A 12,151-nucleotide genomic window follows, 5' to 3' on the forward strand; every position below is an offset into this window, starting at 1 on the left:
TGGCCCTGAGAATGACTTCGATTCCCGACACCGTTATGCAAATTCGATACGTGATTTTGAATCGGACGACTCAGGCCCGATCCACCGGAATACGGCCCCGTCATCCATCGCACTCTGCTCGGACTTCAACGACTCGATCCGATGCTCTGCCCGCTGCTTTTCCAGCATTTGAGCGACACTTTCCAGTTTCGACTTCACCGTCTGGAAAGCTTCTCGAACCAGTTGAGTCGCTGCTTCTCGTTCAACCAATTGCTGTCTGGATTGTTCTACCCGATCCGCTGCAGCACCAACATGATTCTGAACCCCATGCAGAAACGCAGTCTGCAAAGGAAGCTTCATCGTTTGAGCCGCCATCTCTCGCGCGGACTCCAATTCAGCTTCCGCATTCAACACGTTCCGAGACGCCTCATGCTGCAATGACATCGCACGCGCCAATTCAATCTCTGCAAGCCGGCTCTGCTGCTCAAACAGAGCATGAACCTTCAATAGTGGAGAATGAAAACGACGCATGATCCCTGCTTACTTATCGCGATTGAGCCATTTTGGAAATACGAACCAGATTCTCGACGGTTGTCTCAAATGCTCCTGATAACCCAATATCCTGACGTAGGAACGCGGTGATCTGGGGAATCAGCTGAATCGCCTCGTCGATCTGTGACGAGGCTCCCTTCTGATACATCCCCATCTGGATCAGATCAGCGACTTCCTGATAGTTCGCCATAACCTGCCGGACCGCCTGTGCTGCTTTCTGATGATCCGCCGTGGTCACTTCCCGAAACAAACGGCTCACGCTGTGCAAGACATTGATTGCTGGATAATGCCCTTGCGCGGCGAGTTTTCGATCAAGAACGATGTGCCCATCCAGAATCGATCGCGCGGCATCAGCGATCGGCTCATCCATATCGTCTCCGTCGACCAGCACTGTGATCAACCCGGTAATCGATCCGGATTCGTCGTTCCCCAGCTTCTCAAGAGTGCTCGCCAGGATCCCGAACACCGAAGGCGGATAACCTCGTGTGCCAGGCGGTTCTCCACGCAAGAGTCCCAGTTCCCGCTGTGCAAACGCCAGACGTGTCAAACTGTCGAGAAAGAACAGGACGTTGGCCCCACGTGAGCGAAAGTCTTCAGCCATCGCAATCGCCGTGCGAACAGCCTGAATGCGCATCAATGGGGTTTCGTCAGACGTTGCCACGACAACAACCGATCTGGCGCGGCCTTCTTCTCCAAGGCAGTCTTCCAGAAACGGTAGAACTTCGCGACCACGCTCACCGACGAGGCAGATCACATTCAAATCGGCGGACGCATGCTTCGCAATTTCGCCCATCAATGTACTTTTCCCGACGCCGCTTCCTGCAAACAGCCCGACACGCTGTCCCTGCCCGATTGTGAGCAGTCCATCGATAGCTCGTTGCCCGGTCGAAAGTGGCTTCGTGATTCGCTGACGCATCAGAACGGCAGGAGTTTCTCGTTCCACACGACGCCAGCGACGCACGGAGATCGGCATCAGATGATCGATTGGCTGCCCGAGACCATTGACGACGCGACCAAGCAAAGCAGGTCCAACCGGGACGCTCGCCGTTCGACCGGTCGCAGTCACTTCACACCCCGGACGGAGCCCGTGCGGATGATGGAAGCACATGATCTGACACAGGTCATCCTGCACCCCGATCACTTCAGCAAGAAGCCGATCGTCGTTCGTCGTTCGAATTTCGCAGAGTTCACCGATCCCGGCTTGAATGCGAGCAGTCAGGAGTTCCTGAACGCTACGCAATTTCCCGGCGGTCCGGAAACCGTCGCAACGCCGGGCCTTCTCCATCAGGCCGCCGACGTTCAATTTGAGCGTCATCCAACTCCTCCATCCAATGTCGACGAATTTCTGATAATCGGGAAGTCACCTCAGAAACGAGCATCCGTCCATCCGGTGACTCTGCCCGACAACTTCCCGGCGCCAATGCAGGTTCGCCTTTCAATTCCACCTGAGCCGAATTCCAACTGACAGAGAGCTTCGTCATCCTTCGCTGCAACAACGCGAGATCCGCAGGATTCAGTGACACGGTGATCGGACCATTCACGCCCATGCGTTCAACGATCTGGCTCACCAACTTCTCAACGCCAAACTGCTCGCGTGAAAGGGATTCGTAAACAAGCTGCGACGCCACTGCGATTGCCAACTCAATCGCCACATGCTGAAGTTCGCCCAATGACTGCTTCCGGCGTTCTTCCACTTCGGCGACTGAGTCTGCAATCGCATTGAGAAGCGGTCGCAAATCTGGTTCCGGCGGTGCGGTCGGTACCTGAACTAGCTTCGCTGATTCCTGGCGAAACACAGGCGGTGCAACCACAGGAAGAGGCCGGACTGGCGGAATCTCGTTCTCAATCACCGTACCTCCCCCACGCAGGCGAATGCCTGATGGCGGAACAGTGAAATGAATGGATTGGCGTGTCATTGTGACATCCGCTGATGGCTGGTCTTGCCCGGAATTCTGTTATTCCGATTCCTGCTCTGCTTCTGCAATCGCTGAAGTCACCAACTGCCGTGAAGCACGCAACTGAGCTCCAGTGACGTTCTTCCTGAAGCCCAATTCTTCCTGCAGCGACGCTCGGGCACGTTTGGAGAGATTTCCAAGAATCTTGTCCACGATTCGCTCGTCCGAATTGAACAGCGCTGTTGAAAGGGTCGAAGAATCGACGCGGGACAGAACCTTCTGGATCTGCTGATCGTCCATCGTCAGCAAGTCTTCGAATTGATACAGAGACTGATTGATCATCGTCGCCTGATCAGGATTCTGCTCTTCGATCGCCTTGAGAATCTCACGTCGTTTGGCCTTCTCGGTCGCCCGCAACACTTCCACGAGTCGCGAAACCGGATCATCTTTGACACGTGGCTCAGTCGGAAATTGCTTGGCTCGTGTGATCGTCGCCCCGGCAATTCGTCGCAGGATCGGTTCCGGTGCTTTCGGGTCGTAGCTGAACTCCCGAACGATTAACTGCTTCTTCGCTTCTGGCATCAATTCCAGAATTTCTGCGATACGGCGAGGGGAAACGCACTTCAACAACAAGGCAACTGTTCGCGGCTGCTCTTCTTCAAGTGCCGACGTCAGCTGATGAATGTTCATTCGATCGATGTCGATCAGCGGATCGCCAGTCAATTCGAGTTCCATCGGGAGATTGTCTTCGTCTTCCTCGTCTTCTTCCGTATGCAGTTTCAACTCTGGAGGAGTGTTGTCTCTTGTGAACTGGAAGTAGCGCTCAAATTCGTCAAGCACGGCCTTTTGTTTACGTACCGGAATGACTCTGGTCGCAAACTCAGGAAGACGCTGGCGAATCATCGCAGCTGTTTGAGCACTCAGATGTGGCAACACCTCTGCGGTCGCTTCGTTTCCAAGCAGATTCAATAACATCAACACGCGTTCTTCACGCAGCGTTTTTGAGTATTCTGCTTCCACGACCCGCTTCCTTCATTTCCCTGCAGACACAGCAGGAATTAAAGAGATGTGTTCCACAAACAAGGGACCAGCCCCCGTTGCACCAATCACGCGACCTGCTGCGGCTGCCGCCGTTCGCTTGGCTCTTCCAGCCATGAATTGATGACCCGTGCCATCGCTTCTGGTTGTTCCTGAGCTTGTCGTGAAAGGTCTGCAATCCGCAAGACCATCTCCGGTGGAATCGATTCCTTGCTCTCGGTTTCGACAACAATCGGCTTCATTCGCCGCAGAACCATGAATCCCAGGAACAATGCAACCAGTGAGGCAACTCCCAAAGACAGATTCTTTAACAACGGAGCGTACTGCTCCCAGCCAGTGGCCGTTGGAAGTGGAACAAGCAAATTGGCGTTCCCCATCAAAGGAGCTGACAGAACTTCAATCTCATCCTGTCGACTGGCATCAAAGCCCACAGCCTGTTTGATAATCTTTTCCACTTGCTCGCGAGAAACAACAGGTGCTGATGGAGCAGATGCCGTCGCAACAGATCCGGGAGCTGCGGCGGTCGCAGGTGTTTCCGCCGCCAGTTGCACCACAGCCGCCACTGTCAGACGAGTAATTCGCCCCGGCATTCGGCTAACGGTATCTTCGGTCTTGGCGTTCTCATAAGTGGTCGTATTGCTTTCGACCTTCGCTCCGCTGTCTCCTCCGCCGGACTTAAAGGCCAGCGTATCCATATTCGCAGAAGCGCCTGCCCCGGAGCTTTGATTACGTCGGGGACTGGAAGACGATTCAGAAAGAATTGTTTCGGAGACTTTTACCTTCAACTCAGGATCGTAACGTGTCTCTTTGGACTGGGTCTGTGTGAAGTCAACATCCGCAGTCACCCGGACCACGGCGCGTCCCGGGCCCAGCATCTGAGTGAGAATGGCCTCAGCTTTGGCGGCAAGATCGGCTTCAACGCGACCGCGATAACTTAACTGACCACTGACGTCTGCTTCCAATCCTTGAGTAGTCGACAAAAGTCGGCCGCTCGTATCGAGAATGGAAACGTCTTCAGCTTTCAGATTCTCGACCCCGTGAGCAACAAGCGAAGCCACCGAGCGAGCATCTGTCGCGGTGAACACAGAATGTGCGTTCAACTCCAAAATCACGCTCGCCTTGGCCGGATTCCGCTCTCGCAGAAACGGTGTCGACTCGCCCAGGCTGAGATGCACTGTCGCACTTTTGACTGGTGCGAGCTGAGAAATCGATCGAGCCAGCCGAGTTTCCAGCTGGCGATTGAGCCTGGCCTGATGCAGTGTCGGATCTGACCAGATCCCTTCGCTAACTATCGGTTCGTCCTTGTCAGAGACCGTGACGATATCTTTCAGCGCCAGTCGGGCACGGTTCAGGTCCGTTGTCGGAACAAGAATCGCAGAGCCTGAGTAGTTCAGTCGATACTTCAGATTGGCCGCTTCGAGCGTACTGACGACTTCGGCCGCCTGTTGAGGGCTGAGGCGATCAGTCACCAGAACATACTCTGGCCGACTCGCCCAAACGCCCACACCGGCGACAGCGATCACACTGACCGCCAGCGCAGCAACGATCCCGATGCGCTGGCCATTCGTCCAGCGGCCCCAGAGACCCTTCAGCTGTATCACAGTTGTATTTAAGAGATCCATCTCGTCAGCCTGTTAACGAAAGCAGATTCAATCAAACCTGCATCCGCATGACTTCCTGATAGGCCGAAATCACTTTGTCGCGTACTTCCATTGCCATCCGAAACGCGATATCCGCCTGCGCGACATTTATTGCAATCTGATGGATGTTATCCGCATCGCCTGTCGCAAGATTTTGAACGTCTTGCGCGACGAAGTGTTGTTGCTGGTCCACTCCCTGAAGAAACTGAGACATCACTTGTGCAAACGGAACCCCATCTTTTGATGCTCCCGGACGCACAGCTTCCGTGACGCCGGAAGACGTTGCCGGGATCCCGGAGATGAATGAACCAATCTGCATGGAACTCAGTTTCTACCGCAACTTCGATAAGACGAAACACAACCGCAAAGCAAAGAACGCGTCAGGCAATCACCTTCGATCGAATGACTGATCAGGAGGTCGGCCTCATCAACATCAACGACTGTTCTGCCATTTGTCGAAACGTCTGAAGTGACTTCAAATTCGCTTCATACGATCGGCTGGCTGTCATCATGTCGATCATTTCAATGGGAATCGAGATGTTCGGCATCTCAACAAACCCATCTGCGTCTGCGTCGGGGTGCCCAGGGTTATGAACCTTGGGCAACGGCGTTTCGTCAGGGACGATGCCTAATACCTGAACACCGCCCATTTCTGGAATGCGAGTTGCGCCTCCGGCCGTAGAAGACTCCAAACTCTCTCCCAGAGCGGTAGAAAACACCACTTGCTGGCGTCGATATGCACCGCCGCCGATGGATCGGGTCGTATGAGCGTTCGCAATATTGTTCGCCGCGGTCTCCATACGAAGACGTTCTGCAGCTAACGCGGAACCTGAAATCCCGGTGACAGAAAAGAGATTTCCGAACGACATTGAATGTCCCTGAAGAAAGCAACCTGAAAGAAACTGGCGATCGTTGTCCAAGCGTCCGCAGACACTCACCTGCCCTGAACGCCGTCTCAACAAAATCTGAAAGGCTTACCGTATTGCTCGACGCATCTGATCGAGCTGCGAGGCCAGTAGCTGAGAATAGGTCTGAAAGAGCATCGCATTCCTGTTCATCGCACCAATTTCCGTGTCGACGTCGACGGTGTTCCCGTCCCCTCTTATTGCTCCGGACGAGTCGACGACCACTTCCGGCCTGACCGTCCCGACCTGGCGACCTGAACGTTGGATCTGCTTCGCAAACTCCTCCTCGAACTTCACTTCCATCCGCTGATAACCAGGCGTATTCACGTTCGCGAGATTCTGGCTGAGCACTCTGTGCCGCAGATCAGACGCGTTCATCAGCTGATGAAGATGGTTGAGTTCGTTCGGAAGAATTTGCATGTCACTACTATCGTTAAAGTCATCCCAGTTTAAGGAATCGGCATTTACGAACTGAAATCTTTTCGAAATCCGGGGAACGATTGCAGTGGAATACCAATGATGCAAATGAAAGGACTTCGCGAACTGAGCACCTCTTGCTCAAAGTCGCCTCCACCTAATCGATTCAATCGCCTCATTCCTCATAAAACACCGCAGTGTTGTTTTTTAGACACAACAGCATGATGCAAAACAGACCTGCGTTGCGTTTTTGACTTAATCAATTGAACACGGTGTATTTCCTAAACGGATTTCCATCGACGTCGGAATTGCCATCACCAAAACAAATAAACATCGACTGATTCGCAATCAGTTGACCAGAAGCTCCTTCCAGAAGCGAAGGTTCTCAATAGCGATCCCAACCCTTGTTTTTAACGAAACCGGGTGAATGGCGAGTGTGTCACCGGCCGGGGAGTAAAAGGTGGAGCTTTTTATTCCTGCAGTTGCCATCACGCGCCCAAGGATCATGGTGAGAAGATAACAAACTCGAAATTGGGCCAGGATGAGAGTGCCTTAACGCAAGGACGAACAACCAACCGATTCCAACGGATCAGCCATGGATGTTCGAACCAAGCTGTTGAATTTGCGAGAGATGAATCTCGCAATGCACCTCATCCAATCGGATCTGTTCTGACAGCCTGCATGAAATGAGCAGTAGTCAGAATTCGATCACGACAGAAACAAAAGGAGACATTGAAATGTCGGGACAACGCATGGACAGCCGCATTGATCAACTTGCACAACTCCCTTCATTCCCATCCGTCGCAATTCACCTCCTGAAGATCTTTTCTGACCCAGACATTGGGATCTCGGATGTCGTAGCGGTTCTGCAAACAGACCCTGCACTCTCAGGAAAGATTCTGAAAGCGACGAACACTTCTCAGATGGGGCTTCGTAAACCGGTAAGCGACCTCCAGCGGGCCGTCGTTCTGCTTGGTAAGAAGTCGGTCATGGCGCTGGCCCTCGGCTTCTCGCTCTCCGAGGCATCAATGAATACAGGGTCGTATTCAATCTATTACTCGGACTTCTGGTTTCAATCACTCGTTCGAGGATGTGCCGCGTCGGTTCTGGCCCAGCGATACTTCTCCATTGAAGGAAGTGAAGCATTCACATTAGGCCTGCTTGCCAGAATTGGACGGCTGGCAATGCTGAACTCTTCCCCGGAAGAGTTTGTCTCGATGATCCTCAAGGCTGAGGAAACCGGAAAAAGTTGCGACGCCATCGAACTCCAGTCTGGCAACGTGACATCAACGGATCTCACAGTCCATTTCTTCAACGAATGGAAACTTCCAGAACACTGCATCAACTCCATTGAAGCTTTGTCCTCGACACTGGACGAAGCATGCAGCGAACAGAACACTTCCCGCATTGCCTTCTCTGATCTGATTCGGATCTCAACTGCCTTTGGTGAGTTCTTCTCCGGGGAAGGACGGGGGCTGGCAATGGCGAGCCTTTATGAACTCTGTAGCGTGATCCTGAATGAGCCAGAATCAAAAGTGAACGAGCTCGTCGAGCTCGTCCGTGAAGAAATCGACAAGTACAGCGCTCTGTTCAGCATGGACACGTCGAAAATCGACTCTCCGCTGGAACTTCTCTCACAGGCAATGAGTCAGCTCTCGCAACTTGCCGCAAGCTACTCGATCACTCCTGTCGAACCCAATGCGGAATCACAGGAGCTTAAGGAAGAGAATAGCCGGTTACGCAAGCGAATCATGGAACTCACCCAGACAGCCATGATCGACCCGCTGACCAAAGCGTTTAATCGCTCATACCTGATTCAGCAGTTGACCACGCGAAGTCAATTCTCCCGGCAGGATCAAACACCGATCGCGTTACTCTTCATCGACATTGATCATTTCAAAGCGATCAACGACCAGCACGGGCACCTGGCAGGTGACGAGATCCTGAAATCCGTTTCGAATTCGATTCGGGAAGTCATTCGTCATGATGACATCCTGACACGATTCGGTGGAGAAGAATTTGTCATTCTCTCTTCAGCGACAGAGTTCTCTGGACTGCAAACTCAGGCCGAACGCATTCGCGATCGTATTGAGCAGGAATCCCGTTCCACTGGGATCATTGAACTGAAAGTCACGGCGAGCATTGGTGGAGTCATTGTCACTCCTCCACGTCATTGCCACGACTTCATTCAGCAGTTGATCGATACTTCGGACCGAGCAATGTACACGTCAAAGCGTTCTGGAAGAAACTGTATCACGATCCTGCAGGAACTATCACAGGCACCGATGATCCCATTACAGTCGGCTTCATAAAGGGGTTTGGTCAATTCATTAAGGCATGAATGAGTATCAGGTCACTTTTGTCTCTCTTTGAACGCCCGGCGGCACAGCCACTTCGACATGATTCACCTTGAATACAACACGATGAATGACCAGCAAAAGCTGAGTCACTTGCGTAACATCCAATGGACAGGAGAGGCGAACTTACCGGTTCCTCCTCAGTCTGTGATGGATTTCTCGGCAAGAGCTCGTAAGCCAGATGTCAACGTCCGCGAGTTGGCCGAGGTCGTCGAATGCGAACCGGTGCTGACAGCAGAGTTACTGAGAAACGTCAACTCATGCCTGCGCGGTCTCCGTCAGAAGGTTGATTCCATCCCGCAAGCGATCGCTTTGCTCGGGATCCCCAACAGCACTACGATCCTGTTGACGAGTGCCCTTTCGAATGCGGTTCAGCAGCAGGAATCCCCACTGATTTCGGCATCGGACTTTCGGCGGGAATCTGTCGAACGGTCCATTTTTGCGAGAGAGGTCGCTCGCATTTGGGGACTGAATCCAACGATTGCGTACACCGCCGCAATGCTTCAGGACATATTGCTTCCAGTTTTGACCAAGCGGCACCAGATCGAATATCACGAGTATCTGAATTACGGCAATGTTGAATCAATCACTCAGTTTGAAAGAGAACGTTTCGGTTGGACTCATGCAGAGCTGACCGCAAAGACATTGCTGAACTGGGGATTTTCCAGCACGCTGGCACTCGCTGTTTTGCAACACCACGAATCACCTGAACAGTTCCTGGTTGAAGGAGAAGAGATCCCACTCGCGTTTGCCTTGAGCTGTTCTTCATTGTTGATGGACGTCATGCGTCAATCCCCCAACGGGATGAAGCGGCTCTTCGACATGAAAGAGATCAACGAGAAGTTCAACATCATGGAGATTGCCGGAACGGTCGATCAGGCCGTTTCGGAACTGAACTCAAATCTTCACAACCCGATCTCTCTCGTTCATCGATTACAGAACGGAATGCTGAACCAGTTGGATCAGCGTCGACGTCAGGTGATCGTCCCCGGCCGACAATTTGGAAACTATATTCTCGAAGAGATCCTCAAAGAAAGCACCATGGGCGCCATCTATAAAGCGCGCCATGTCACTTTGCGTCGCCCTGCCGCAGTCAAGTTGCTTCGGGCGGACCGAACGAATCATGCGTCGATTGCCCGGTTCGAAACCGAGGTTCAATTGACATCACAACTGCGGCATCCGAACACGGTTGCCATCTTTGATTACGGTCGCACACCGGACGACCTGTTCTTCTGTGCCATGGAGCTGATCGACGGAATCACCCTCGCCGACCTTGTCAGCCGCACCGGGCCCCTGCCAGATGGTCGCGTCCTGAACATCCTGTCACAGGTGTGCGGAGCACTGGTCGAAGCTCATGGTCTGGAGTTGATACACCGCGACATTAAGCCAGAAAACATCATGATCTCATGTCGTTCCAATCGACCGGACCATGTCACTTTGCTGGACTTCGGGCTGGTTGCAACGACATCTGCTGAAAACATTCAGCAGCAATCAGAGGCACATCGTGATGTCGTCGGAACACCACTCTTTATGTCACCAGAAGCGGCACGGGGGCGCGACCAGATCTGTTCGAGAAGCGACCTGTACTCACTGGGAGCAGTTGCATACACCTTGCTCACAGGGCTCCCGGTCTTTACCGGTGCGACCATTGCGGAAGTTCTTCAACAACACCAGTGGTGGTCTCCCATTCCTCCGTCAGAACGAGTCGAAATCCAGGTCGCACCAGCCCTCGAACAATTGGTCATGCAATGCCTGCAGAAGAAATCGACCGATCGCCCTGACAGCGCCCTGGAGATGATCGACCGACTCTCGAAGATCGTCCCCACCCAACCTTGGACCGCGGACTCAGCCGCTGAGTGGTGGCAAGAGAATAAAGCCAAGCTTCCGATGACCGCAGGAAAGAGTGCAGGTAAGAGTCCAGCTCAACATTCATCCGAGTCGATTCCTGCTTCAAGCGAAGAAGCACTGCTCGAAAAAACGATTCATCTGTAACCTGTCGCTTCAGCTGAGCCGAATTCAGTCTGCAATGCTGACGCAATGTAAAAGGACCGCCAGACAGTCACTGTCCGGCGGTCCTTACGTTTTCATGCAGATCGACGGAAAGGCGATCTTCGCATTACGACTGCGTTCTGATCACGTTATGACCGTTTGCTGGCGATCAATGCGAGCAGGGCCTTCTGAGGAGAAGCAAACTTCTCCAGACCTTCCTGCATCAGCACCTCTTCCATCTTCTGAAAATCAACCTTCGAGACAATCTCGTCGACGACAGCTTGAGGCAGTTGTTTGTCGACCTGACGTGTGTAGCTCTTGCCCAACTTCTGCACTGCGTCATTCGTAGCCGGTGGATTGGTCTGGATATCTGAACCAGCCAATGCTTCTACATACTTGTCTGCTGAGTCTTCCGGCTTCTTCGTCCCGGTACTCGCGAAGATGATTTCCTGTTTCAACGGGAGTTTTTTGTCCGCCCAGAATTCCTCGTTCTGCTGCCAGATACGCTTCACATTGAAAATCCCAACCTGACCCTGAGCCTGGCTCGACAAATCAGGAACGTGCTTCTCGGTATAAACGTCGATACGGCTGACAAAGATACTGTAAACCGACTTGAAGTTGTCCAGGCTGGCGCGACGTTGTGCCCCTCGCCAAACCGCTTCTCTGGCAGCGTGATACTGACGCTCGCTGAAGATCAAAGTCACGTTCAGAGTGATGCCTGCCGCAGAAAGTTCTTCCAGTGCAGCGAGCCCGCCTGGAGTGGCAGGGACTTTAATCATCCGGTTCTTATGACCGGCCGCCCATTTCTTACCGAGCTCAATGTAGCGTGCCGCACGTTGTTCTGTTGTTTCCTTGGAATCCACGTCTTCGATCAATGGATCGAGTTCGAAACTAACGTAACCGTCGTTCCCGCGAGTCTCTTCCCAGACCGGAAGAAAGACCTTCTGAGCGTCGCTGACAAGTTGATCCGTCACCGCCCATGCGATCGCTTCGTCATCCAGTCCCTTCTCTCGTTGATCCGAAATCTGACTATCGAATCGGCCAGTCTTAATCAGATCTGACACGATGATCGGATTTGAGGTTGCACCTGTTGCTCCAAATGCACGGTTGGTCTGAACAAGTTCTGGATCGATTGAATCCAACCACAGTTTTGTACCAGTCGAGACGAGAGATTTCAGTGCAGACATCTTGAAAGTTCCTGAAAGTAAAGACATGCCCTCTTGGAAAGCCCCAGAACAATGTTCACACCCACCGGATGTGTCTCTGTCCTGAAAGTACCAGAGTCAATCAACACGTAAATATTTGCTCAGAATTTACTCGCGGTAGACGCACCCATGAAAGATGCTTCCGGAGCCAAACAACGTTCCAATGACATTAAC

General features: G+C 52.7%; 11 protein-coding genes. 2 read left to right on the forward strand and 9 right to left on the reverse strand.

The features are described 5' to 3' along the window. Nucleotides 1-33: 33 nt before the first annotated feature. The 8 genes from fliJ to flgB all read right to left on the reverse strand — a co-directional run bounded on the left by fliJ (nt 34) and on the right by flgB (nt 6,429). Nucleotides 34-510, reverse strand: a complete 477-nt coding sequence (gene fliJ / locus SH527x_RS07340; protein ID WP_437194002.1) for a flagellar export protein FliJ — start codon at nt 508-510, stop codon at nt 34-36. A 13-nt stretch (nt 511-523) separates the two neighbouring features. Continuing rightward, nucleotides 524-1,846, reverse strand: coding sequence for a FliI/YscN family ATPase (locus tag SH527x_RS07345; RefSeq protein WP_437194003.1), 1,323 nt, complete (start codon nt 1,844-1,846; stop codon nt 524-526). Beyond that, nucleotides 1,764-2,447 carry a FliH/SctL family protein gene (locus tag SH527x_RS07350; RefSeq protein ID WP_437194004.1) on the reverse strand — a complete coding sequence of 228 codons (684 nt, stop codon included), beginning with the start codon at nt 2,445-2,447 and terminating at the stop codon, nt 1,764-1,766. The genes SH527x_RS07345 and SH527x_RS07350 overlap by 83 nt, the downstream gene beginning before the upstream one ends. Before the next feature lie 39 nt (nt 2,448-2,486). After that, nucleotides 2,487-3,446, reverse strand: a complete 960-nt coding sequence (locus SH527x_RS07355; protein ID WP_437194005.1) for a FliG C-terminal domain-containing protein — start codon at nt 3,444-3,446, stop codon at nt 2,487-2,489. An 86-nt stretch (nt 3,447-3,532) separates the two neighbouring features. Then, nucleotides 3,533-5,086, reverse strand: a complete 1,554-nt coding sequence (gene fliF / locus SH527x_RS07360; protein WP_437194006.1) for a flagellar basal-body MS-ring/collar protein FliF — start codon at nt 5,084-5,086, stop codon at nt 3,533-3,535. 31 nt (nt 5,087-5,117) lie between these two features. Then, complete coding sequence (gene fliE, locus SH527x_RS07365) at nt 5,118-5,423, reverse strand: flagellar hook-basal body complex protein FliE (protein WP_437194007.1); 306 nt, start codon at nt 5,421-5,423, stop codon at nt 5,118-5,120. 91 nt (nt 5,424-5,514) lie between these two features. Continuing rightward, the gene (flgC, locus tag SH527x_RS07370; protein ID WP_437194008.1) at nt 5,515-5,973 is read right to left on the reverse strand and encodes a flagellar basal body rod protein FlgC; all 459 of its coding nucleotides are present in this window, start codon (nt 5,971-5,973) and stop codon (nt 5,515-5,517) included. Nucleotides 5,974-6,078: 105 nt separating this feature from the next. After that, complete coding sequence (flgB, locus tag SH527x_RS07375) at nt 6,079-6,429, reverse strand: flagellar basal body rod protein FlgB (RefSeq protein ID WP_437194009.1); 351 nt, start codon at nt 6,427-6,429, stop codon at nt 6,079-6,081. Between the two features lie 734 nt (nt 6,430-7,163). Here flgB and SH527x_RS07380 point away from each other — a divergent pair. After that, nucleotides 7,164-8,738 carry a diguanylate cyclase gene (locus SH527x_RS07380; protein ID WP_437194010.1) on the forward strand — a complete coding sequence of 525 codons (1,575 nt, stop codon included), beginning with the start codon at nt 7,164-7,166 and terminating at the stop codon, nt 8,736-8,738. A 111-nt stretch (nt 8,739-8,849) separates the two neighbouring features. Then, nucleotides 8,850-10,775: a protein kinase domain-containing protein gene (locus SH527x_RS07385; protein WP_437194011.1), complete on the forward strand. Its 1,926-nt coding sequence runs from the start codon at nt 8,850-8,852 to the stop codon at nt 10,773-10,775. 146 nt (nt 10,776-10,921) lie between these two features. On the opposite strand, the gene SH527x_RS07390 is transcribed toward SH527x_RS07385, so the two are convergent. Then, a complete protein-coding gene (locus SH527x_RS07390; RefSeq protein WP_437194012.1) occupies nt 10,922-11,959 on the reverse strand; it encodes a transaldolase family protein in 1,038 nt (345 codons plus the stop codon). Nucleotides 11,960-12,151: the final 192 nt, after the last annotated feature.

This window comes from Planctomicrobium limosum, from assembly GCF_051465645.1.
Lineage (GTDB): Bacteria > Planctomycetota > Planctomycetia > Planctomycetales > Planctomycetaceae > Planctomicrobium.